The following is a 25,022-nucleotide window of genomic DNA, read 5'->3' on the forward strand; positions in this document are numbered from 1 at the left end:
GTTCTGTTTATTATTGGTTGCCACCTTTGTTTGGAGTGTTTTTTTGTTATATGATTGTGCTTTTGAAAGAAAAAGAAAGAACTTTAAATAAGCTTGATTTTAGATGGTATTTTTCATTGTTTTACCTTTCCTTTATAGATATAATACATGGATTTTATCTTTTTAGTTCTTGGATAGCGTTTTTTATTTTTTATCGTTTTTTTGTTGATTGGTTTAAAATTAAATTAAAGTTAGGACACTACTTGTTGGTTATTTTCACTTTTTGTGCTTATGTTTTTATTTATTTTTTTGATATTTTTTTGGCATATTTAGATAATAATAGAATTTTAAATTTTGGTATAGAATATTTGTGGTTTTTTATTATTGAGGCTTTAGTGTCTTTTTTGATTTTTAAAGGAAAAATTTAAATGCGTATGCGTTTGGTAATGGGCTTTATAGGTTGTTTTTTTATACTTTTGCTTGCTAGAGTGTATTATATTAGTATAAAATCAAATGCATATTATGATGAAATTGCAAAACAAAACGCTATAAAAACGCAATTTTTAGCACCAATAAGAGGGCAAATTTTAGATATAAAAGGAAGACCTTTAGCTGTAAATAAATTGGGTTTTACTATATCTATAAAACCTTATTTATATATTAAGAAAAATAATAATATTTTTTTAGAACAAGAATTACAAGCTATAGTACAAGCTTTTCCAGATTTAAATATCACTAAATTAAAAAAAACATACATTAAAGGTGATTCTTATTATAACCAAGACTATATAGAAGTGGTACCTTTTATTGAGTATGATATGATGATAAAACATTTTACCAAACTTAATTTACGTGAAAACATGCAAGTGAAATCTACAACTCAAAGATTTTATCCATATAATGATTTAGCTAGTCATGTTATAGGTTATGTTGGAAAAGCAAATTTAAATGATATGAATGAAAATGAAATAGCAAGACTTACTAGTTATGTAGGACGTAGTGGTATTGAGCGATCATATAATGATATTTTGCAAGGTCAAAAAGGTGAAAAAATTAGTAAAGTCGATGCCTTAAATAAAGAAATCGAAGAACTTTCGTATAAAAGACCTATTTCTAGTAATATAACATTGAATATTGATCTTGATTTGCAAGAATATCTAGCTGCTCTTTTTGAAAATTTAGCAGGTGCTGCTATTATTATGGATGTAAATAGTGGTGCTATTTTAGCTGCTGGAAGTTTTCCTGAATATAACCTTAATCCTTTTGTTACTGGTATTACTCAAGAAGAATGGAATAGACTTTCTAATGATTTAAATCATCCTTTTACTAATAAACTTATTAATGGGCTTTATCCCCCAGGCTCTGTTGTTAAAATGGGAACAGCATTAGCCTTTTTAAATAGCGGAAAATTCAATGAAAATCAAAAATTTTTATGTGATTCAAATTTTGAACTAGGTGGTAGAAAATTTAGATGTTGGAAAACAATAGGACATGGTTTTATGGATATGAATGATGCTATTAGAGAAAGTTGTGATGTGTATTTTTACAAAGGTGCTTTAGAAGTTGGAATTGATATCATTAGTTCTGTTTTTGAAAGAATTGGTTTTGGAGAAAAAACAGGAGTAGATTTGCCTAATGAATTTATCGGAACTGTTCCTAGCAAAATGTGGAAAAAAGAAAAATACAACCAACCTTGGTATCAAGGAGAAACTTTAAATACTAGCATAGGACAGGGTGATTTTTTAGCTACTCCTATGCAAGTAGCTAAATTTACAGCTATGATAGCAACATCAAAAAATGTTACTCCACATTTTTTGTATAACATAGATGATAATATCACAAAATTAAATTTTGATAATAATAATAATAATAATAAAGGTGTTTTTACTACCTTTGAACTTTCAAAATTACCACTTTTGAGGCGTGCAATGTATGAAGTGGCTAATGAACAAGGCGGTACAACTGCAAGATATTTGAAAAATTTACCTATAACCATAGCAGCAAAAACAGGAACTGCTCAAGTAGTAGGGATTTCGCAAAGCGAGAAAAAACGTATTAAAGAAGAAGATTTAGAGTATTTTTTAAGATCACATGCTTGGATCACTTCTTATGCTCCTTATGAAAAGCCTCAATATGTTGTTGTGCTTTTAATAGAACATGGAAAAAGCGGTAGTAGTACAGGTGGTCCTATGCTTGCTAAAATTTATCAAAAACTTATAGATTTAGGATATATAGATAAAAAATATATCAAGAAAAAAGTTAAATAAACAACATTCCATCGCCATATGAATAAAATTGGTATTTATTCAAAATGGCTTCATTATAAATTTCTAAAGTTTTTTCTCTACCGATGAAAGAAGCTACAAGCATAATAAGTGTTGATTTTGGTAAGTGAAAATTAGTAAGTAAATAATCAAGTCTTTGAGGTTTATTTTGTGGATGTAAAAATAAATCACAAAAACCTTCTTTTGTTTTTTTTCTATGATAATACTCTATACACCTAGTAACGGTTGTACCAACACCCAGTATTTTTTTAGAAGAATCAATCAAAGCACAAGTTTCATCATTGATATAAAAAAATTCTGAATGCATTTTATGATCTTTGATATTTTCACATTCTACACCTTTAAAAGTTCCAGCTCCAACATGTAGCGTGATAGTGTAGATATTGTGATGATTATTTTTAAGTTCACTTATCATTGTTTTGTTAAAATGTAAACTAGCAGTAGGTGCAGCAACTGCCCCTTGATTTTTTGCAAAAATACTTTGATAATTTATACTATCATCAGTCTCATCAGCTCTTTTGATATATGGAGGTAAAGGTATGTGTCCGATTTCTTCTAAAATTTCGAAAACTTCATGATGGTTAAAGATTTTTTCATCATTAAAAAATTCTACAACCCTAGTGCCATCTGTATTGATTTTTTTGATTTTAGCTTTTAAAGAATTTTCAAAATATAAAATTTGCTCATCTTTAACTTTACCGCGAATTTGAACTAAAAAATCATTATGTTGTAATGGATTGTTTATAAAAAGCTCTATTTTGCTTCCATTTTCTTTAACTCCATAAATTCTTGCTTTAATTACTTTTGTATCATTAAAAACAATGTCACAAGGTGGTAAAATTTTAGCTAAGTCCTTAAAATGTAAATGTGAAATTTGATCTTTGCTTCTTTCATATACTAAAAGTTTTGCATTTTCTTTAGGTAAAATAGGATAATTTGCTATAAGTTCAGCTGGTAGGTTATAATCATAATTAGAAAGCAAAAGATCTTTTTCATTCATTTTCATTATCTTCTTTTTTGCTAGAATTAACCTTTTTAGCTATATAAATTGAAATTCCATAAAGTCCACATAAAGGCACTGCCATTAAAAATTGTGATACAACATCAGGTGGTGTCATCATAGCTGAAAAAACAAAAATTACCAATACTGAAACTCTAAAATGTTTTTTCAAAAAAGCATCATCAATAAGTCCAAGTTTAGCAAAGAAAAAAGTTATTACAGGCATTTCAAATGCTAATCCAAAAGCAATCACCAGTTTAGTAAAAAATCCTACATACAAACCTATACTAATTAAAGGTTTAAAATCTTGAGTTTGTACCCCAAAGTCAATTAAAAATTTAAAAGCTAAAGGTATAACTATGTAGTAGCAAAACAAGGCTCCAAGAGCAAACATAATACTAGCAAAGCTTACAAAAGGAACCACTAGTTTTTTTTCATTATCATAAAGACCAGGTGCAACAAATTTCCAAAATTGCCAAAAAATTATCGGCAAAGAAATTAAAAAAGCTGTAAAAAATGAGACTTTCATAGCTGTAAATAAAGGCTCTTGCAATTCAACGAAAGTCATTTGTTTTGAAATTTCAGGCAAAACAGCTTCAACTGGAGCTTTAAGTATATTTATAATATAACTGTTAAAACTAAAGCATACAAAAAACATTACAACAACACAAGTTACGCTTATAAATAATCTTTTCCTAAGTTCTACTAAATGCGGTTTTAATTCTTCAAACATTCTTAATTTTCCATTTTTTGAGTATTTTTATCATCATCTTTTTGAGCTTTTTCTTCTATATGCGAAAGCTCTTGTATATCTTTTTCTAAATCATTAATTTCTGCTTTTAATTCTTTGGTATTATTCAAAATATCTTCTTTGAGTTGATCAAATTCTTCAAAGCTTAATTTTTTTCTAATATTTTCATTAGTTTGTGAAAATTCATTTTTGTATTTTTGTGCTTCATCTTTTAGTTCTGCTATTTTTAGTTCTTTATTAATGCTTGCTTTTGCATCATCTATATTGTTTTTAATAGCTTTTAAAATTTTTGCAATTTCTACTATAGTTGAAGGTAATTTTTCAGGTCCAAGAACTAGAATGGCTATAACTAAAATAACTAAAATCTCACCAAAACTCATTGTTTTATCTTCTTTCAAGTAAATATGATATGCATTTTACATAAAATTACTTAAAATTTTTATTACTTAAATATTATATCAATATATAAATATATATTGATATAATTATATATTTTTACTATACTTTGTAAAAAAGTAAAGGTAATATTATAGATACAATTTTTATGATTATAAAAGATTTTATTATTTTATTTGCTGAAATATCTGTTTTGTTTATTTTAGTGAATTCTTTGGTAGCTTTTATCAACGAACGTTATGCTAATTTTTTTTAAAGAACATTTAAAAAAAGAATCTTTTATAACTTATATTAAAGCAATTATTTTAGGTAGTTTAACTCCTTTTTGTTCATGTTCTAGTATTCCGCTTTTAAATGCTTTTTTAAAAGCTAAAGTACCTCTTGGAGTTTGCATAGCTTATCTTATCACTTCACCTTTGATTAATCCTGTTATAGTTGTTATGTTTATAGCAAGTTTTGGGTTTAAATTTTCATTATTTTATATAGGCTTTTTGTTTTTTGTAATTATATTAATTGCGTTTTTTGTTTCTAAAATAAATACTCAAATTTTTTTAACAAAGATTTTGTAAGGGGTATTTTAAAAAGAATATGTAACTATCTCTAAATAATTTTAGCAAAAATGCTAAATAATAGGCTTTTAAAGCTTATAGAAATACATTTTTATCTTTCTCAATTCAAAGCATAAAATATCCCAAATATCCCAAAATATCCGTTTTATCCCAAGAAAGTGATTAAATACTGTTTAAAAGGCATGTAAAGGCGAAGTTTAGTTTTAAATTTTAAATCCTAAAAAATGTTTTACTCTCCAAAGATAGTTACATTTTTACTTAAAATAAACTTATGTTTTGTTTTTAATGTAACTATCTTTATAAAACACTATATAATCATAGTTTAACCACTTTTTATACAAAAATAATATGTAACTATCTATATAGCTTTAAGGTTTGGAGGATAGTTACGTACAAAGCTTAACATTACTAGATAATTTAAAAAATAAATAATAGACAGGTAGTTATAAATAAAATATAGTTTTGCTTAGATAATTATCATATTGGAAATTTTTTGCTATATAAAATATTCAAATTTTTATATTTTTTTTAAATTGTCAACCCTTTCCCTTTTTATTTCTTTTTCTTTAAAATTGTGAATATCTTTATATTTTGATAAAGATAAATTACTTTTAACATCTTTTATGTGGTTTTCCAAGTCTTTTTTTCTTACACTAATTATTTCTTTCCAAGTCATTGGATTTATGCTATATTTATCTCCAGTTAAGCTTCCTGTAAATTCTTGCTTTTTTGATGAAATGCATATAGCCTTCACATAATCAATATTACTTCCTTGCTTTGATAATGATTTAAGAATTTTAGTGATATATTTATTAAACACATCAGTAAGTATTGATGAATTTATTTCTACTTTTGGTGATTTTAACTCGATAAGTATTAATTCATTATCCTTAGTACGAGGTATAAAAATATCTGGAATTGTATTTAATTGATTTTCACTATCTATATTTATTGGTAATTTTATTTCATTAAAAATTCCTTTTAATGATTGATCGCTAAAAAAATCAAGATTTAGATATTCTTCATCAAACAACCATAAATTATTTTCTACAATTTTATGTAGCTCCTTTCTTTCCTTTGTTTCTGCCTTCCCTTCGTTTAATACCAAATTTTCAAAATGCTGTAAAAAATCAAGTCTTGATATATAATTATAATATTTTTTTATTAGATTCAGAATATTAACATTCTCTCTTACATAATTAAAAACTTCATGATCTTCTTTTTCTAAATTAAAAACAAGTTCCAAATTCTCAAGTGTATTATAAGAATTATCTGAAATTAATCCTATTAGCGAGTTGCTAAAATATGATGCGTTGCTGCGATTAATATTATGTTGTTTTATAAGCAACGGCAAAGATAAAACCATATACGCTTCTTTAATTTTTTCTTGTATCATTTTATCGGTTTCATCTTTGAAAAATTCACTCTCTTCTGCTAATTTATTAGCCATCAAATCTGCATTTTTAAGCCAAACTTTATATAATAATTTATCTAAGTCAGGTTTATATAAATTCTTGGCTTCCTCTATAATTTTTTTATAGTTAGGATTAATATCGATAAATTCACAATCCTCTTCAAAACAGCTACTCGTTAAAAATACAGTATGACAGTTAAATATTGATTTTTGACAACCAGATGGTATTTTTCCAAGAGGAATGTTATCAATATTAAATAAAAAAACATGCTTTTTATCGATTGCCAAATCAATCTCATTTTTCCAAACAACCATATATGCACTAATTTTTTGTCCATTTTTTAATTCATACTCTTTTTCCAGTTGTTCTTCTATATATTCTTCAACATTAATTTTTATATTGTTAATAGATAAAGTTATACCCTTTAGAAGTTTATCTGAAAATTCAACTATAATTTCTTTTTTTGCTTTTTCAATCATCTGTTCTATTGTATTGCCATTAATAAATTTATTTCCTAGTCTTTTGATATATAATTTCGTTGTAAAATTTTCTGTGTGATTTGCAACTTCTTCTTTGACGCTAAATCCTATATTCTGATTTTCACCTTGAAAGATAACGCTATAACTTTTATTGTTATATTTTGTATATATTTTAATATCACTCAAACATTCATTTTCAAAATCAACAAACTTAAGATAAGAATATCGGCCTCTGCTTCTTCCTCCTAAAGTATTTTTAATATAATCTCCACCTTTATAATGCGTCCATCTATTTTGCATATATTGATCATCGAAACAATTAAAGCCGGCCCCATTGTCTTTAATGGTGATAGAAATACTATTATCAAACAAACCATCGCTTTCGCACTCTTCAAAACAAATATCAATATGAGTTGCTTTTGCATCAATAGCATTCTTGATTGCTTCGCTAATTGGATTTAATCTCATAATACTAGAATCACTTTTGATTGTTCTGGTTGTTACTATGGTATTAAAGCTTTTCATTAATATAAGTCCTTTTGATGGCTTTGATTCTTTAATTGGCAAGGATTATATAATTTATATATTAAAAAATCAATTTAAGATTATAAATTATTATTTATTTAATGAAAAATTTGTTTTTTTAAAATCAATTAATAGTGTAAAAATTATACTTATAATTAAACCTTTCAAAATAAAATCTTTTCATTGCTTTTTGTAATTTTTTGTTAAATTCTTTTAAATTAAAATAAAAGGATTTAACATGCAAATGCAAGAAGTAATTGAGAAGTTAAAAGACATACTTGCAAGTGAAGGCAAAAATAATTTAAAAACAAAAGATATAGCTAAAGAATTAGGTATCCACCCAGACACATTTAACTCAATGAAGTTTAGAAACTCCATTCCTTATGCACATATTTTAAATTTCTTAGAAAAAAGAAATATTAGTATTAATTACTTCTTTTATGGAAGCTCTCCAAAAGATCAATTAGAATGTGAATACAAATATAAAATTTTAAAACTATATAAAACCAATGCTAGCTTAGGTGGAGGTGGTATTAATGATATTTTAGACTTTGAAAACATATTAATAGATCAAAAGATATTAGATTTTTTTAAAACAAAAGATTGTGAGCTTATTACTTGCTATGGTGAAAGCATGGAACCAATTATCAAAGATAGAAGTATTTATGTAGTCAATACTAAAGATGGACTTTTTATCAAACAAGTTTTAAAACAAGATAATGGAGTAATTTTACACTCTTTAAACCCTTTATATAAAGACATATCAAATAAGTCGCTAAAAGAAATTTGGAATAAATATAAGCAAAAAATGCAAAAAATAAATGAGAAATTTAAAATAAAAAAAGAACAAAAAGATTTAGAAAAAATAGAAGACTCATATAAAGGAATATATAAAGAATACAAAAGCCTTTCTATAAATGAGCAAGAAAAATTTTTACATAACTTGCTTTTAAATAATAAATGATGAATATGTAGAAGTGTTAAGATTTATTCAAATTGCAGAAGAAAGCGTTGATATAGCTTTAAAATCAAAAAATAAAGATACTGCAGAAGATAGAAAAACTTGCATTAGAAATGAAAGAAAAAATACAAAAAAGACACCCTAAAGCTTATGGTTTAATTGCTGATATCATTCAGTTTTTAAAAGATAATTATGATGTAAGTCTTTTTGAAAATCAATGTGTTAAGTATTATGAAGACGCTAAGAAACTAAAAACCATTAAATCTAGGCAAAAAAGAATTGATTGTATAAATGATTTAATAAAAGAAGCTGAAATAAATCCAAAATTGATAAAAAAATATTGATTTTTGGAAAAATAAAGTAAAATAAATATAATAATTACATTTTAAGTTTAAGCTTTGTGGAAAATTAAAATTACACCAAAAAGTGTATTTTTATTTTTCCACCGACAGATTTTTTGCAAAATGATTTAAAGGAAACTTTCCAAACTTGTTGTTCTAAAAATACTAATTATCAAAACAATAAAACTAATTTAATTTTTATAAAAAATCCTAAAAACACTATTAAAGCTTTTAATTTTAAAACTCAAGCTAAGAAAAACAAAATCAAAGAAATATTTTTTCAAAGTTTTAAAGAATATAAAAAAATTTTACCTTATATAATTATAGGTATGGGTATTGGTGCATTTATACATGGTCTTTTTCCTCAAATTTTTTTGAAACTTATATGAAAGATTATGGAATTTATGGTGTGTTTATAGCTGCTTTTATAGGGGTTTTACTTTATATGAATTGTACTGCTATGATACCTATTGCTCTAGCTTTAACAACTAGTGGCATTCCACTTAGTGTAATGATGAGTTTTTTGATAGCTGGAGCAGGGTGTTCTTTACCAGAACTTGTATTGTTAAAAAGATTTTTTAAAACAAGTTTTTTAGTATTATTTGCTAGTGCAATTGTTTTTATAGCAATTTGTTTTGGACTTTTAATGTTTTATATATAAGGGTTAATTATGAATGGTTTTTTAAAAATTACAGGTGCGATTAATGATGAAAGCAGGGTTATGATTTTAGCATTTTTGCAAAAATACGGAAAACTTTGTGTTTGTGATTTGCAAAGTTCTTTAAATATGAGCCAGTCAAGACTTTCAAGGCATTTAAAGATTTTAAAAGATGCAGGAATGTTAGATGTGGATAGACAAGGTGTTTGGGCTTATTATGGTATAAAGGAAAATATCAATGATTTTTGCAAAGATATATTAAAAAATATAAACAAACTCTCATTAGAAATTCCAAAATTACAAAGATTTTCTTGTGAATGTTTTTAAAGGGATTGATTTTAAAGCTATAATGATTTAAAATATTAGCATTGGTTGGATAAATACAATTTTTTCAAATTTTATTTTTTGTTTTTATAGTATTTATTCTTTGGAATTAGAAGAATTAAGCCCACTTCCTAGGCCAATGTACATCCTAAAGAAAATATGGCAGAAGTGGAAAATATAAACTCGTAAGGTGGCAAAGATATGCGAAATACCACGAGTTTATTTTTAAGAAATTCTACCCAAAATAAGGCCTAAAGAAAACTTAATTTAAAAGCTAAAAGATAATATCAAAGCTAAAGAAAGCAAAAAGAGTATAAAAGAAAAACTTGATGAAAAAATCAAAAACCAAAAAATGAATGATGATGATAAATGGAAAAGATTTGATGATTTTTTAAAAGAGAATAAAGACTATAATCTTGATGTTATAGGTAATTTAGGTGCTGTCTTTAGAGAATTTATACTCAATGCTAAAAAAAGACATTAAGGGTAAAAAAGCTGATATGTCTGATTTATGCGTTCTAAAATAGAAAATGAATTAAAATCAAATTTTGTTTTAGTCTCTTTTTAAATTTCTTTATGATAAAATCCTTCTCTAAAAGGGTGTAAAGCATTTAGATCTGACATAAAATTTGCTAAATCTTTTGCAAAATGATTTAGATCTTTGGAGTTTTTAGATAATTATTTTTTGTAAGTTCATCAAAAATTATTTTAGAGTATTTATCTAACTCTTTTCTAGGAACAAAATTAATAATTGCTCCATTGGGCACATATTTTGCAAATTTTTCTTTTAGTCCCATTTGCATTCTATCTTGTCCTGCTCAAGTATAAACATCTTTAAAAAGTGCTTTATGTATATCTTTAAATGCTGATAATCAAAATTGCATTTAATGGGATTTTTGCTTAATTCCAAGGCTTTTGCACTGGTTATATCTCTTTCTTTGTGAAATAACTCATCTAATGATTTTGCACCTATTTTATTAGTTTTGATTAAAAATTTATCAAACTCTGATAAATTTCCTTGAGAATCCCACATTAAGATATTTTCCATTCTTTTTTATATTCAGTGATGATTTCATTAGCTGTCGCTTCACCTTTTAAAATTTTGATATTATCAATAATGTTTCTTTCATTCAAAAACATATCTTCTATTGCAAAATTACCTATATTTGATCTTATAGCTTCATATTGCTCTTTAGTCAAATCATCTTTATATTTTTTAAGTATCGCAAGACTTTCTTCTAAGCTATGCACTTCGGGGTATTGTTTTTGCATTTTCACTCCTTTATAATTATAAGTATAATTATATCATAACAATATGTTTTAGTCTCTTTTTAAATTTCTTTATGATAAATTTTACTACTTCTCGTCCTTGGGCTCAGAAGTTTTAGTCTCTTTTTAAATTTCTTTATGATAAAATTCAACAGGAATGGTTATATTTGACCCTTTCTGTTTTAGTCTCTTTTTAAATTTCTTTATGATAAAATTTGACACATTTGATAAGCACTTCTAATTACGTTTTAGTCTCTTTTTAAATTTCTTTATGATAAAATAGAGCTAATGTATGATAAAGAGCATCCTAGGTTTTAGTCTCTTTTTAAATTTCTTTATGATAAAATAGATGTTGTGATTGAGGTAGAGGGAGAAAGGTTTTAGTCTCTTTTTAAATTTCTTTATGATAAAATTACAAAAGATGAAGCATATAAAAAAGTTATGTTTTAGTCTCTTTTTAAATTTCTTTATGATAAAATCTAGAGTTACCATAAAGTCGAAACCTTCTGGTTTTAGTCTCTTTTTAAATTTCTTTATGATAAAATAGAATATCAACAACATTAATGGGGATAAGTGTTTTAGTCTCTTTTTAAATTTCTTTATGATAAAATTAGATCATCTACAAGAGATAAAACTACTCTGTTTTAGTCTCTTTTTAAATTTCTTTATGATAAAATTACTTGTTTAGAATAATCAATATTCAAACAGTTTTAGTCTCTTTTTAAATTTCTTTATGATAAAATAGACATTGACCACAAGGCACCAAAATGTCAGTTTTAGTCTCTTTTTAAATTTCTTTATGATAAAATCAACAGGAATTGTAACTTGAGGACCTTTTTGTTTTAGTCTCTTTTTAAATTTCTTTATGATAAAATAAATAGACAATACAAAAAAGATATTTTTGGGTTTTAGTCTCTTTTTAAATTTCTTTATGATAAAATGTACCGCGACCAGTAATGAATTCTTCAAAAGTTTTAGTCTCTTTTTAAATTTCTTTATGATAAAATTTCTAAGTATTTATTATTTACGCTTCCCAAGTTTTAGTCTCTTTTTAAATTTCTTTATGATAAAATTTCTATGACATAGGGTATAAGTTTGTTTTGGTTTTAGTCTCTTTTTAAATTTCTTTATGATAAAATGGGAAGAGCGGTATTAATACCACGCGGAAGGTTTTAGTCTCTTTTTAAATTTCTTTATGATAAAATAAATAACAAAGTATCATTAATAGACTTTAAGTTTTAGTCTCTTTTTAAATTTCTTTATGATAAAATACTATCAACCAAAGACTTTTCCATAGCTTGGTTTTAGTCTCTTTTTAAATTTCTTTATGATAAAATCTAGTTTGTAATATAATTAGTGCATATTATGGTTTTAGTCTCTTTTTAAATTTCTTTATGATAAAATAGAGCTAATATATGATAAAGAGCATCCTCGGTTTTAGTCTCTTTTTAAATTTCTTTATGATAAAATTAATAAATTTAAGGTTTATGGTATTTTAAAGTTTTAGTCTCTTTTTAAATTTCTTTATGATAAAATAAATGATAGTGATAATATAGTCAAAGTATAGTTTTAGTCTCTTTTTAAATTTCTTTATGATAAAATTTCGTCGTAAATTTAGACGACGGGCTTTGTGTTTTAGTCTCTTTTTAAATTTCTTTATGATAAAATTACACCTGTTGAAGTTCCTTTTGATTGTAGGTTTTAGTCTCTTTTTAAATTTCTTTATGATAAAATATAATTTTTGGAATGAGCGAGCTTTTGAGCGTTTTAGTCTCTTTTTAAATTTCTTTATGATAAAATAATTTCATCTACAAGAGATGAAACTATTTTGTTTTAGTCTCTTTTTAAATTTCTTTATGATAAAATTCACCAACGTGAGTTGTGGTGTCTAAACCAGTTTTAGTCTCTTTTTAAATTTCTTTATGATAAAATTAAAACTCTTTTATTAATTAATCCATTAAGTTTTAGTCTCTTTTTAAATTTCTTTATGATAAAATAAGACTTTCAAGCTTTGTTAGTATTATTAGGTTTTAGTCTCTTTTTAAATTTCTTTATGATAAAATATCTTGATTAGATTTTATTAGTATTATTTTGTTTTAGTCTCTTTTTAAATTTCTTTATGATAAAATACCACTAGTTTTAATATATCCGAATTCATCGTTTTAGTCTCTTTTTAAATTTCTTTATGATAAAATCCACTTTTATCAAACAAAGAAAAATAGATACTTTTTATGAAAAAAATATCTAAAATTATGATATAATTTTTACTAAAGAAATTTAAAAAGAGACTAAAATAAGTGGTTTTTGGTCATCCACGCAGGGTTGCAATCCCTTTAAAACCATTAAAATTCAAACAAACTAGGTTGTATAAACTTAGTTTTTTTCTTTTCTTTGCTTATTTTTTCATTGCCATACTTAAATTCTTTACTTTTTTCATCATATTCAAATAAAACTAGATTTTTATCATCATTCATTTTTTCATTAAAAGAAACCCCACCTAAAAGAATTTGCATATTATCAAACTGTTTTTCTGTTATGGTCAAAACTCTTATATTTCCATAAGGTGGTAAAATTTTTTCTATAGATTTTATCGTTGTTTTTGCCGAAGTTAATCCTTTGCAAATTTTTACATATACACTAAATTGCATCATAAAAAATCCAAGTTTTATTAATGAAGTTCTAAATTTACTCGCATTTTTTTGTTCCTTTTTGCTTTTAGTAGGAACATCAAACATCAATAAAACTCTCATAAATTTATCTTCTATCATAAAATACCATCATAAGTTCATCATTTTCTAATAAAGCATTTTTAAAATTTTGCACATAAAAATTTATAGCTCTATTTAAAGGAAAAATTTTATTTGCAAGAATAACTTCTTCTTGCAAAATACCAATTAACTTTTGTTTTGTTTCTTTATCTAAAAATTCACTATCTTTTATATCTTTTAGTTTAAATACACTCAAATCAATTAATGGTCTAAAAACTTCTATCAAATCATCACAAAGATTAAAATCATTGTAAATATTATCATGCTTTATTCCTTGCCATGGTAAAAGCCCACTTATACAAACAGCCCTAACTATAAGCGACCTTATAATAGCATAACCATAATTTAATCCTGAATTTATAAAACATATATCATTTCTTGCAAAATCTTTACCAAATAAAGTTTTAAAATATAAAGCAGCTGCAGTTGATTCTAAGTTTTTAGAGTCATTTAAATTTACATTTTTAGCCATATTTAAAAGTTCTTTAGCTTCTTTGGGATGATTTGTAATTTTTAAAACATAAGCTTGATTTAAAATTTTGTTTTTAATAATTTTTTGCCATAAAATTGCTTTTCTTTGCAAACTTACTTTAATTTGTCTTTTAGCCACTTTTGCACTTATAAAATGTCCTAAAAATGGAGAAAAAATTCCATTTATATTGTGATATTCATCACAAGTTAAAAGTATAATTTTATATTTAGCTAAAGCACTAAGTAAGCTAGAAGTAATACTTACTTGTAAAGACTCTAATATAATAAAATTAATATCTTTTAGAAAAATTCTAACCTCTTTATCATCTTGTTTTATTACAAGATGATTTAATTCAAAGCTTAGTTTTGCTTGATTTGCAATCAATACACTTTTAAAAGCTTCATCATAAGCCATTTTTTTTACTTGATTTTAAAGAAATATTTTGTCTTGGTTGAAAATCTGCTTTTATTTTGTTTCCAAGTGGAGTTACAATATATTTTTCAAATATTTTTAAATTTTGAATTCCTGTTCTGTTTTTTTCTTTATTTGTAAATAATAATTTTTGATTAGATGTTAAATTTTCAAATTTATTATCGTGTTTTTTAATATTTATACGAGAACTATCTATATCAAAACCATTATAGTAAGCAAATTCAGCTTCTTGCATATCTTTTTTTTGCAACAAAATCAAATCATTTTTATATAATGAAAAACAAAATTCATAACTTTCATCTATTTCTTGCCATTGTTTTGGATTGTTATTTTTATCTTTGCCAATAACTACTATTTTATTTGGTAAAATTCCTAAAGCAAAATCCATAGTATAAATAGGTATGGCATAAAATTTGTTTTGCTTTTTAAAGATATCAACCCTTACCATAGTATCATTTTCAACATATTTTGTGCCTATTTTCCTTATTTTTCCACAATCTAATGCTATATTTAAACCTTCTTTAGAATTATATTTTTTAATCATTTTTTTTTCAGAATAAAAAGTTTCTTTATGTAAAGCACCTCTTGCTCTTTTTCTAGGTGGTTTTGAAACAAATATTTCATCAATTTTATTTAAAATTTTTTCTCTAAATCCTTCAAAAGGTTCAAAAAATTTAGCTTGATGTATATAATTATCATTTGTAAGTTCTTTAGCATAAAGCTTTGCTTTTAAAAGTTCTTGATTTTTTTTAAAATCCGAAAAAGCTTTTATAAGTGAATTTGTGCTATAAGCAACTATAATAGCATCAAGTGCATGGTGAAGATGATTATTTCTATCTTTTTTATCAAAACCCCAAGTGTGTCTTAAAACTGAAGTAAGCATACCATTGACAGTTTGAATGTGGATTTTACTTCCTTTTTCTCCACTTTTTAAATTTATATTTTCATTTTCATTTAAAGGTAAAAAATTTAAATATTCTTTTGTGTATTTAGCTATTAAAGTTGCAATATATCTTGTATCATTTAAATTTCTACTAATAAAATCTTGTTGTTGATTATCTTTAAAATTTTCATCTAAAATTTTATTCTTCTTTTTATAAGGAAGAATTTGTGCTAATGTTTGAATTTTATTCCATTTTTCAATATTTTTTCCAAAAGCTTCAAAAGGTGTTTTATTGAGTTTTTCTTGATTTTCTTTAGTAAAAACTAAAACCTTATTCATATATGAATCATCAAAACTTCTTGAGTAAGGATATATATGATCAACTTCTAAAGCTTTTTCATCTTTTAAATGTTCTATGGATATTTTCTTGCCACTATAAATACAAATTTCTTTTTGTTCCTTCCATAGTTTTAATTTTAAAATATTTTTGGCATTTGCTTTAATCCCCATATTCTCACATTCGTTTAAAGCCCATGTATTGATTGCTTGATTTTCTTTTTGTTCTTTTTCTATTTTTTCTCTTGCTTTCTTACTAAGTCCTATATCTCTTGCTAATTCTAAATGAATTTTGTGTACTTTGCCATATTTTTTAAGCAAGGCATTTAAAACTTTTCTATACTCACTTATAGCTCTATTAACAATAGGATTGCTAAGCTCATGCACGAATATACTATTGCAAAAAGCTGGAAGGAAATCTTGCTTTTGATTAGTTGTTTTTGGTTTTAAATTTGCAATTTCACACGCTTCATCATATTTTTTTCCTTCTTTCATTAAAGGAAGTATCATGCTAAGTGCTTTAAAACTAAGATTAATATGATCGTTAAATTCAATTTCTAGTAAATTATTGATTTGTTCATTGCTTAAATTATATTTTTCTAAAGCAGTTTTTAGCTTGACATTATCTTTTATTAAAGTAATATATGTAGATATTTGATCTAGTTCTTGCCTGTTAAAATAGTGTTCCCCTAAAGCTTTTTTAAATTCTACTAACTTTCTAAAGTCAATTAATTTTGCACTTTCTGCATTATCTTTATCATATTTAAGACTTTTAAATTTAATGCTTTCATATAGATTGATATAAGATCTAAATTTTTTATAAGTAATACTTCCTTTGTCTAAAATATAATTTAAAATTTCATTTATTGTTTGTGTTGATATAAGCTCTCCACTTATTTTTTCTAAGCTTTTTAATTCATTGACAATCTTAGTTAAAGCTACAAATTCCCAAGCACTATATGAATTTTTACAAGCTCGCTTTTCTTCCTCAAAAAAAGTACAAGTTCCTACCAAGTGTGAAAAATCTTTTAATGGTCTTTGAAAAAATGCAACTTGTATAACTTCTTCGATAAAGTCATTACTATAACTATAACCAAATTCTTTTTGTTTTTCTAAGATTAACTTTAATTCTTTTTCCAAATCACTTGCTAAAACACAATTATTATAATTATCTTTGATATTACGAATTTTAATGAAATCTTTAGTATTTTCTTTATATTTTTGGAAAAATTCTTTATAAAAATATTCTCCAACGCTTTGATATTTTTCTAATTTTAAAGCATTATTTTTTAAAGCACTTAAAATTTTTCCTTTTTCGGCGTCGTTTGATTTTTTGTCGTTTTTGTTCATGTAACCACGATGTTTTGCTATATGCAAAATCACTCTTACTAAATCTTTAGCTTCTAATTTTTGATTTAAAGCTTTATATCTTAATTCATAAGGACTTATTAATTTTCCTTCATAAGCTTTAGGTAATTCTCCATCGTTTGCTATATAATCTTTATAATTTAAATTTAATTCTTTAGCAAGAATATGTTTCATAGCGATTAATCTTAATTTTCTTCTTTTAAGGCGTTTTCTAGAACTTCTTGCATTGCGTCTAGGCAAGGCTAAAGATTCCTTGTTTTTCGGATTTTCAGCTTTTGTAAATATCCTAACCCCACAATCTTTTAACTCATCGTTTTCTACAAAAGCCCAACCTATGGAATTAATTCCTATATCAAAGCCTATAACTTTCATCTTTTGATCCTAAATAAGCATTTATGTTTTATTATAAATTTACAAAAATTAATGTAAAAAAATACTAAAAACAAAATGAAATCATTCTTATTTTTGTGAGAAGACATTTCAATAAAAGATAAACAATAAATTTGCAATGAAGTAAATTTGAAAGAAAATAGAAGTTTAAAAGAAAGATTTCTAATTATTATAAAGATTTATTTTTTTACAGATCTTAAAGAATTTAATGCAAGAAATGGCTAAGTGGTTAGTAGCTTATAATACTATCTTACTACATTTAGCTTTAAATTATAAAACTCTATTACAATATGCTTTAAAAAAGATAGTAAAAAGTACTAAATGCTATGGATGGATATGCTATGTAGATTTTTAAAATAAATTCGCTATAATGTACTATCATCACGGCAAGTAAGATCCGTTTGATCTTGCCAAAATTACACAAATAATAACTAAAACACCACTTCCTTAACATAATCTAACAAAACAAGCTCATAAATAGATTTTAATTATTTAATGCTATATTGATATTACTTTATAGTAGATTTTTGATTTTAGGCTTGTTTTTGTTTATATTTGGCGGTATTTAATTGTAATAAAATCTTTATAATATTTTCAAAATCTTCAATATCTTCATTTAATAAAGCACATTTATTGCTTAATATGGCGTATTTGTAAGCATTGATAATATCTAAATCAGGATATTTTTCTTGTAAGCTTTTTATTTTGCTTGAGTGTTTTACTCTAGCAAGTTTTGATTTATAGATATTTTTATATTTATCGTAAAGTGAAGAGCTAATGCCAATTAAAGCATTTTTGTTTTTAGTTTTCTCAAAGACACTTAAGACAAATTTGATACAGCCATTTTTTCTGTTAATGCGTCTTGTATCATAAGGATTTTTTAAAGAATATTTAGTGCAATTTACTACCCAAGTGTGAATTATTTTTTCTAATCTATCACTTTTGTTTTGCGTAGGAGTTTCATCTAGTTTTATCTCATTTTTAGGATTATCAGCAGATATAGTTTTTTAGAAAAAATGTTTTTTATCATGGGTGTTTTTACCTTTTTTAACAACAATTTTCGATATTTTATCATACAAAAATCACAAAAAATTTACCAAAATATACGAAATATATACTTTTTTGCATTAAAGGTAACGAAAATGGCATATCTACTTAGCATGGAGTAATGATTATTTTAAAAAATGGGCTATTTTTGATGAATTTTAACCTCTAAAACCCAAAAAACAAAGCTTTAAAATACGGCTTAAAATTTCCATTTTTTACTAGATTTTTTATCAAAATAAAGGGTGTGATTTTTATTTTTTTAAGAAAAAAATTAACTTTGATTTTTTGGATATTTTTTCATAACTTTAAAAAAATGAAGATATATTTTAAGAAAAAATGAGAGTATTTTTAAGCTAGTGATCCAACTAAAATAAATTTTTAGTTTTTTTATAAAATAAGAATAATAGTGTTAAATTAATTTTAATTATAACATCAAGATTAATCATAATTATTTCTTTGAAATTTAACAATAAAAAAGATCATAGCTTTGGCTAATCACTAGTTAAAAATACTAAGTAAAATAATTTTATAATAATTTTAAATTAAAATAATTTTTTTTATATTTTCGATAAAAAGATTAAGATATATGTAAAATAATATTTTCTTAACCCTAAAAGCAAAAAACCGAAAAAGTTTAGAAACCATTATTTTACCAATACTAATAATTATAAAATTTCATATGTTTTAATGGTTTAACTATTTTTAAAGCCTTATGAATAAAATAAAAAATTTAATGTATTTAGTTTTATACTGTTTTCTTTTAATAAAAAAAGAAATAGAGAATGAATTAGCAATTGAATGTAAAAAAGTAGAATGTATTTTCTATTTTATTCTTTTTTAAATATTTTTATAAAAGTCAATTTCTTTTTTGGATTATAATGATAAATTGTATTATTTTAGAATATAGAGTGTTAAAATTAATTTTTAAGAAAAAAACTGCTCCCTGAGTTTTTTAAAAATTTTAGAAAACACTTTGAAATATAATGGTGCCCGAGGTCGCCATATGATTTATTAATCAAACCCCTAAGTATCCATACTTTAAAAATTAAATATCTCAATAACATATACTTTTTAAAATTCAATAATTTGTATGGTTAAATTTCATTTTAAAGATTTAACCCCCCCCCACTTGATATAATTTTAGCTATTTTTTTCAATGCTATAAACATTTTTTAAAACCATTACTATTTAAATTTTTTTCTAATATTTATAAATTCTACATTATACTATGTTTATACTGGTAAAATAAAATATGAATACTATGCTTTAGACAGTTTTAGAAGCTAGTAGAAATATTGTATGCTTAAAATAATAACTATTTTGATTTTGGGATTGTATTTTATAGAAGGTGCTAGCGATATTGAAGATGAGGATACTCAAGTTGGTATTAATGACGCAAACAACAATGGCTGGGAAGATGATGGTTCTTGTGGAGGACAAATTTTTATCTTTAATGGAAAAGATAATAGATGTCGCTCTAAAGACAAATTTTTTGGCTTAACTGGTGGTGGTTGCTGTGATAAAGATAAAGTATTTATAGGGCTTGTACCTTGTAAAGAAGATGAAAAAAAGTTAGCAAAACTCAATAAGCAAAATAGATGTGTTGAAATAGGTGAATATTGCTCTAAAAAAATTAAATTTATAGGTTGTATTCAGCATAAAAAAACACATTGTTGTTTTAATTCAAAATTAGCAAGAATATTTAATGAGCAAGGACGCCCACAAATTAAAAGAGGGTGGGGTTCTCCAAAGAGTCCTGATTGTAGAGGATTTACTCCAGAAGAATTTCAAAAGTTAGACTTTAGCGAAATAGATTTAAGTGAATTTATTGCTGATATTGTTGGAAGTATTGATGTAGATAAGATACAAGCTGATTCTATAAAAATACAAGAAAAGATTGAAAGCAATCTTGAGAATTTAACAAGAAAACCTGCTAATTAAAAAGAAAATAAAACTAAAAGAAAGGAGATAAAGTTTAGTTAAAAGTTTGTTTGGTAAGCCAAAGGGATTATCCTAAACCCTGCAAAAGCAGGGGATACTCAATAAGCCTTGACATAGCAAAGCGTTAAGAGTATAATTATAAGGATAATTTTTATTAGCATTAAGCTCACCTCCCTTCTGGGCGGTAAATTAACGCTAAAGGGTTGCGCCCCTTTGGCGTTGCACCCTTAATACAATTATACCAAACAAACTTTTAACTTCTTTAATACAACTGATGAAAAGATTTTATATTTTATTCTTTAGTGTTTTATTTTTTGCACCTTCTTTATTATTTGGTGCTACAAATATAGATGATGATCATATCATCTTTACTTGGGGTTATGGTGAAGTAGTAAATGAATTTTATAAGTCACAAAAGATGTTTTATCTTTTCTACGCTTTTATCTTTGCTTCGATTAACTAAGAAAAGTAAAGAAATCTTTTTATATTAATATCTTAATCAATAGTGATACACTTTATAAAAACACTTTATTACAATATAATATTAATAGAAAAATTTCTAAAGATGAAAATATCATTTATGCTTTAAAAAATACTTCTAGTATCAATCAATCTTTTAAAAACTTAAAAGAATTACAAGAAGTATTATCAAAAGAAAATATATTTTTAAATTTTATAGACTTAAACAATAAAGAAAATCTTTCAGGTTTTTATAATCAAATATTAAGTAATAATCATCTTAAAGATTATTTTTATATAAAAAATAATCAATTTTTTATTAAAGAAGATATAAAAAATAAAATTGTATTTCATAATATCAATTCTTCTTCTATTATAAGTAATTATCTTAGCTTGTTAAATGATTTTAATACTTTAAGCAAAATAGAGCTTATAAATATATTAGAAAGTTTAAGTTTATACAATCTTTCAACTTTAATACAAGATATACAAAAAAGATACTTAAAACTAGAATATAACTTAAAAGGCTTTGATAAAGATAATATCTTTTTATCTAATATGATTATGAATGCGAGATTGAAGTAGGGGAAAGTAGAAAGTAGTAAGTGTGTGATTTGTTAATCAAAATAAAAACTTTGCAATTGCTTTAGAAAATATCGTGTTTTTATAAAGGCTATTTTTAAAGAATTTGGGTAATGCAATTGAATGCAACTGGGTTTTAGTAGATATATGCTTTTAAAACAAGGTTTTGTAAACCCAAATTCACAAGATGAAGTTTTTTATGATGATATTAAATCAATAACCTTGAGTGATATAAAGGTTTATATTAATCTAGATATAAATTTAAATAAAATTTATCAAGAAGCTTTTTCTATAAAGACTATGCATTTTTAAAAAAATATTTTTAAACCAAAGTTTTTACTATGACAATAAAACCTATCATTTAAGAAATTAAAACTTAAAAATGAAAATTTGATTATCAAAGTTCCTAGTGATTTTCAAAGCTTTAGAAAATATTATAAAGTATGATAATAACTCACATAGTATAATCAGTTTTATCTATGAAAAAGATTTATACCTAATATATAATTTAGATGTAAAATAAATTGTTATTATGGTTATTTATATTTATATAATATACAAAAAGCTATTTTTGAAAATATAAAAACTCTATTTTTGAGATTTTAAATATAATTTGTTAAAAAATAACACTTGAGAGTAAAAAACAAATGGTGCCTGAGGTCGGACTCGAACCGACACAAGGTTGCCCTTACCAGATTTTGAGTCTGGCGCGTCTACCAGTTTCACCACTCAGGCTTTATAAATTTTGAATTATAATATATATTTTTTTAAAATAATATAAATATGAATGCATTAAGAATAGTTTTATATTGGAACTTTTTTTGCTTATAAAATCTAAAAATAAATAACTTGTGGAGCAAAAAAATGAGAATTAGTAATCAGTACACTTTTTATACTTCAATAAAAAATTACACAGATGGGCAATCTTTACTTAACAAGTATAATTTGCAATTACAAACAGGACAAATTATTCAGCATTCTTGGGAAAATGCAAATATCTATATTAATGGTTCAAGGTTAGAATATGAGATGGCTAATATAGGTCAAATTATAGAGGGAACTAAAGCAGCACAAGAAATGGCTAAAAATACAGATACAGCTTTAAAAAATATTACAGAGCTTTTAGAAAAATTTAAAACTCTTTTGGTAAAAGCATCTAGTGATGGGAATTCACAAACTTCAAGAGAAGCAATAGCTAAAGAATTAAAACTTATAAAAGAATCTATAGTAAATATTGCTAATACTAGTATAAATGGGCAATATTTATTTGCTGGATCAAATACAGCTACTAAACCTTTTGATAAATATGGAAATTATACTGGCAATAAAGATAATATTTTTGTTGTAAGTGGAGCTGGTACGCAAATACCATATAATATACCAGGTTGGGATTTATTCTTTAAGCCCGATTCTAATGAGAATAAGCTTATTTCTACTAATGTATCTTTTATAGATAATCGTTATGATGTTATGAAAAATCCTGAACAAAAAAAATATTTAGATGAAAATTCTAAATTTTCTTATTTAATAGGACAAAATTATGTTCAACATGGTCCTTTAGATCCTGATAAAGATTTTGATTATATAGATAGTAAATTACCTTTCCCAAGTTCATCTATGTATATTCAAGGTGTTAGACCTGATGGAACCAGTTTTAAAGCTACTTTGAATATAGGTCCTGAAGATAAAATAGGTGATGTCTTAGAGAATATAGGAAAATTATATGGCAATACCGCTGGCAATAAAGTTGTAGATGTTACTATGAATGATAGTGGGCAGATTGAAATAAAAAATTTAAAAGAAGGAAATAGCTCTTTAGATTTTCACGCTGTTGCTATGACTCCACAACTTCAGGATGCAGAAGAAATTAAAGATTTAAGTGCTGCAGCTGCAGCTGAAGGTATTACAATGGATCAGTTAGCTGATCGTATTATGCAAGCAACTCATGGTGGAAATTTAAATAATGCTGTAAATCCAGTCACTGTTACAGTTAATGGACAAAATTTCACTATGAATATTCATACAACAGATTTTATAAAAAGCAGTATTAATGGCAACAGGACTAATGGAGGTGATTTTGATGTGCCTTTTGAAAAAGATGGAAATAAAGTATTTGGAAATGTTTCGCAAATTATTAAAGGTACCAGCGAATATGCTACAGAAAGTACAAAATTAAGTGAAGTTATAGCTAATGCAAATGGAAGTATGAATGGTCAAAAGCTTGAAATGAATATCACTTCAAAAAGTGGTCAAAACTATAAAGTAGAAATTGATCTTGGAAATTCTATGGTCAGTTATGTTGATCCGGCAACTGGAGCAAATATAAATTTTCCAATAATACATTCTCAGTATAACGAAGCAACTGGAACTTCATCGGGCGTACAGACAAGACCTGAAGATATCACTTATGGACAGTTAAATGATATTATTAGTATGTTTGCGGCTGATAAAGCACCAACTGCAAGTATATCTGTAGGTACTGGTGGTACTATTAGTAATAGTGATTTCCAAACCATTCAAACAAATATTTCTGATTCTAAGGATTTTATAGAAGTAAGTATGGATTATAAAGGGCGTATTACTATTAGTGATAAATTTTCAACAAATACCAATATAGGATTAACTATTAAAGATTCTAATTCAAATGCAGGTTTTCCTACGACTGGAGGTCAAGTAAATAGTGGTTCTGGCTTTGTATTTAGTGCAAATAATTCACTAACAATAGATGATCCAAATGTTGATTTGATTAAAGATTTAGATGAAATGATTGATGCTGTTTTAAATGGCAATATGAGAGCTGATTCTGAAGGTAAAGATCCTAGAAATACAGGATTGCAAGGTGCATTAGAAAGAATAGATCATTTACAAGATCATGTAAGAAAAATGCATACAACCATAGGTTCATATACTAATACCATAGAAGAGACTAATAAAAGAATGACTTTCTTAAATGTTAATGTAGCTTCTATTAAAAGTGGAGTAACTGATGCTGATTATGGACAAACATATATGCAATTTATGCAAACTATGATTTCTTATCAAGCTATGCTTTCAGCCACTTCTAAAATTTCTCAGATTAGTTTATTAAACTACTTATAATTTTTTGATATAATAGCTTTTTTCTTTTATAAAGGATGTGTTATAAAAAAAGAAGCTATTTTTGTAATTTTAAATATTTCAATTTTTTATTTTTGCCTATGTGCTTTAATACCCGAACAAGCTTTAGTAAGCATTATAGGGTATTTTTTAGCAAAGCTTAGTTATTTCTTATTTGGTTCTTTGACTAAAGTTTATCCTTTTATCTTTTTTTGGTTTAATTATCTTTTGTATAAAAATAATTATAATTTAGAGGTTATAGAGCGTAGATTTGTTGTAGCTGTATTTACTTGTAT

The 25,022-nt window shown here is 25.0% G+C and carries 20 protein-coding genes, 1 tRNA gene, 4 pseudogenes and 1 CRISPR repeat array; of the genes and pseudogenes, 15 read left to right on the forward strand and 10 right to left on the reverse strand.

Features of this window, described 5'->3' with window-relative positions:
- Positions 1 to 50 precede the first annotated feature (50 nt).
- Both CAQ16704_RS03490 and mrdA read left to right on the forward strand, forming a co-directional pair.
- On the forward strand, positions 51 to 407 hold the full coding sequence (locus tag CAQ16704_RS03490; protein WP_235361630.1) for a hypothetical protein: 357 nt from the start codon (positions 51 to 53) through the stop codon (positions 405 to 407).
- Complete coding sequence (gene mrdA / locus CAQ16704_RS03495) at positions 408 to 2,246, forward strand: penicillin-binding protein 2 (protein WP_039666896.1); 1,839 nt, start codon at positions 408 to 410, stop codon at positions 2,244 to 2,246. It begins immediately after the preceding gene.
- Here mrdA and queA read toward each other — a convergent pair.
- The 3 genes and pseudogenes from queA to tatB form a co-directional block, all read right to left on the reverse strand.
- Positions 2,239 to 3,270, reverse strand: a complete 1,032-nt coding sequence (queA, locus tag CAQ16704_RS03500) for a tRNA preQ1(34) S-adenosylmethionine ribosyltransferase-isomerase QueA (RefSeq protein WP_148308472.1) — start codon at positions 3,268 to 3,270, stop codon at positions 2,239 to 2,241. The two genes, mrdA and queA, sit on opposite strands and share 8 nt — an antisense overlap.
- Positions 3,257 to 3,997, reverse strand: coding sequence for a twin-arginine translocase subunit TatC (tatC, locus tag CAQ16704_RS03505; protein WP_039666897.1), 741 nt, complete (start codon positions 3,995 to 3,997; stop codon positions 3,257 to 3,259). Before tatC ends, queA begins: the two co-directional genes overlap by 14 nt.
- 113 nt (positions 3,998 to 4,110) lie before the next feature.
- A pseudogene (gene tatB / locus CAQ16704_RS03510) lies at positions 4,111 to 4,395 on the reverse strand (Sec-independent protein translocase protein TatB); the annotation flags it as partial.
- 255 nt (positions 4,396 to 4,650) lie between these two features.
- Between tatB and CAQ16704_RS03515 the strand changes: the two are divergent.
- On the forward strand, positions 4,651 to 4,980 hold the full coding sequence (locus CAQ16704_RS03515; protein ID WP_052244986.1) for a permease: 330 nt from the start codon (positions 4,651 to 4,653) through the stop codon (positions 4,978 to 4,980).
- 517 nt (positions 4,981 to 5,497) lie between these two features.
- Here CAQ16704_RS03515 and CAQ16704_RS03520 read toward each other — a convergent pair.
- Entirely contained in the window at positions 5,498 to 7,399 is a 1,902-nt protein-coding gene (locus CAQ16704_RS03520) for a sensor histidine kinase (RefSeq protein ID WP_039666899.1), read from the reverse strand.
- A 238-nt stretch (positions 7,400 to 7,637) separates the two neighbouring features.
- Between CAQ16704_RS03520 and CAQ16704_RS08290 the strand changes: the two are divergent.
- The 6 genes and pseudogenes from CAQ16704_RS08290 to CAQ16704_RS08515 all read left to right on the forward strand — a co-directional run.
- Positions 7,638 to 8,174 (forward strand): annotated as a pseudogene (locus CAQ16704_RS08290) (S24 family peptidase); the annotation flags it as partial.
- Positions 8,175 to 8,288: 114 nt separating this feature from the next.
- A pseudogene (locus CAQ16704_RS08560) lies at positions 8,289 to 8,729 on the forward strand (hypothetical protein); the annotation flags it as partial.
- Between the two features lie 88 nt (positions 8,730 to 8,817).
- Complete coding sequence (locus CAQ16704_RS08445) at positions 8,818 to 9,090, forward strand: hypothetical protein (protein ID WP_052244987.1); 273 nt, start codon at positions 8,818 to 8,820, stop codon at positions 9,088 to 9,090.
- Positions 9,087 to 9,362 (forward strand): permease, encoded by a 276-nt coding sequence (locus tag CAQ16704_RS03540; protein WP_052244988.1) that lies wholly within the window; start codon positions 9,087 to 9,089, stop codon positions 9,360 to 9,362. The genes CAQ16704_RS08445 and CAQ16704_RS03540 overlap by 4 nt, the downstream gene beginning before the upstream one ends.
- A 9-nt stretch (positions 9,363 to 9,371) precedes the next feature.
- Positions 9,372 to 9,686, forward strand: coding sequence for an ArsR/SmtB family transcription factor (locus CAQ16704_RS03545; protein WP_039666900.1), 315 nt, complete (start codon positions 9,372 to 9,374; stop codon positions 9,684 to 9,686).
- A gap of 349 nt (positions 9,687 to 10,035) precedes the next feature.
- The gene (locus CAQ16704_RS08515; RefSeq protein ID WP_256375737.1) at positions 10,036 to 10,167 is read left to right on the forward strand and encodes a hypothetical protein; all 132 of its coding nucleotides are present in this window, start codon (positions 10,036 to 10,038) and stop codon (positions 10,165 to 10,167) included.
- 101 nt (positions 10,168 to 10,268) lie between these two features.
- Here the strand turns inward: CAQ16704_RS08515 and CAQ16704_RS08565 are convergent.
- From CAQ16704_RS08565 to cas9, 5 genes and pseudogenes are all read right to left on the reverse strand, one after another.
- A pseudogene (locus CAQ16704_RS08565) lies at positions 10,269 to 10,716 on the reverse strand (Fic family protein); the annotation flags it as partial.
- On the reverse strand, positions 10,716 to 10,955 hold the full coding sequence (locus CAQ16704_RS03555; RefSeq protein ID WP_039666901.1) for a hypothetical protein: 240 nt from the start codon (positions 10,953 to 10,955) through the stop codon (positions 10,716 to 10,718). The pseudogene CAQ16704_RS08565 and the gene CAQ16704_RS03555, both read right to left, overlap by 1 nt.
- A gap of 45 nt (positions 10,956 to 11,000) precedes the next feature.
- Positions 11,001 to 13,147: a CRISPR direct-repeat array (repeat unit 36 nt; unit sequence GTTTTAGTCTCTTTTTAAATTTCTTTATGATAAAAT).
- Positions 13,148 to 13,294: 147 nt separating this feature from the next.
- On the reverse strand, positions 13,295 to 13,720 hold the full coding sequence (gene cas2, locus CAQ16704_RS03560) for a CRISPR-associated endonuclease Cas2 (RefSeq protein ID WP_039666902.1): 426 nt from the start codon (positions 13,718 to 13,720) through the stop codon (positions 13,295 to 13,297).
- Positions 13,707 to 14,606, reverse strand: coding sequence for a type II CRISPR-associated endonuclease Cas1 (gene cas1, locus CAQ16704_RS03565; RefSeq protein WP_039666903.1), 900 nt, complete (start codon positions 14,604 to 14,606; stop codon positions 13,707 to 13,709). Before cas1 ends, cas2 begins: the two co-directional genes overlap by 14 nt.
- On the reverse strand, positions 14,596 to 17,583 hold the full coding sequence (cas9, locus tag CAQ16704_RS03570; RefSeq protein ID WP_039666904.1) for a type II CRISPR RNA-guided endonuclease Cas9: 2,988 nt from the start codon (positions 17,581 to 17,583) through the stop codon (positions 14,596 to 14,598). The genes cas1 and cas9 overlap by 11 nt, the downstream gene beginning before the upstream one ends.
- A 226-nt stretch (positions 17,584 to 17,809) precedes the next feature.
- Between cas9 and CAQ16704_RS08255 the strand changes: the two genes are divergently transcribed.
- From CAQ16704_RS08255 to CAQ16704_RS03585, 5 genes are all read left to right on the forward strand, one after another.
- Positions 17,810 to 17,956, forward strand: a complete 147-nt coding sequence (locus CAQ16704_RS08255) for a hypothetical protein (RefSeq protein WP_158336266.1) — start codon at positions 17,810 to 17,812, stop codon at positions 17,954 to 17,956.
- A 1,991-nt stretch (positions 17,957 to 19,947) separates the two neighbouring features.
- Entirely contained in the window at positions 19,948 to 20,589 is a 642-nt protein-coding gene (gene traN / locus CAQ16704_RS03575; RefSeq protein WP_082020051.1) for a conjugal transfer protein TraN, read from the forward strand.
- A gap of 274 nt (positions 20,590 to 20,863) precedes the next feature.
- Entirely contained in the window at positions 20,864 to 21,052 is a 189-nt protein-coding gene (locus CAQ16704_RS08300) for a hypothetical protein (RefSeq protein ID WP_162473453.1), read from the forward strand.
- Positions 21,053 to 21,441: 389 nt separating this feature from the next.
- Complete coding sequence (locus CAQ16704_RS08460; RefSeq protein ID WP_235361659.1) at positions 21,442 to 21,633, forward strand: hypothetical protein; 192 nt, start codon at positions 21,442 to 21,444, stop codon at positions 21,631 to 21,633.
- A 120-nt stretch (positions 21,634 to 21,753) separates the two neighbouring features.
- Positions 21,754 to 21,942, forward strand: coding sequence for a hypothetical protein (locus CAQ16704_RS03585; protein ID WP_039666905.1), 189 nt, complete (start codon positions 21,754 to 21,756; stop codon positions 21,940 to 21,942).
- A gap of 336 nt (positions 21,943 to 22,278) precedes the next feature.
- Here the strand turns inward: CAQ16704_RS03585 and CAQ16704_RS03590 are convergent.
- Positions 22,279 to 22,365 (reverse strand) — tRNA-Leu (locus CAQ16704_RS03590).
- A gap of 129 nt (positions 22,366 to 22,494) precedes the next feature.
- Between CAQ16704_RS03590 and flgL the strand changes: the two genes are divergently transcribed.
- Entirely contained in the window at positions 22,495 to 24,729 is a 2,235-nt protein-coding gene (gene flgL, locus CAQ16704_RS03595) for a flagellar hook-associated protein FlgL (protein WP_039666906.1), read from the forward strand.
- Positions 24,730 to 25,022: the final 293 nt, after the last annotated feature.

It is taken from the genome of Campylobacter sp. RM16704, from assembly GCF_000816245.1.
Taxonomy (GTDB): Bacteria; Campylobacterota; Campylobacteria; order Campylobacterales; family Campylobacteraceae; genus Campylobacter_D.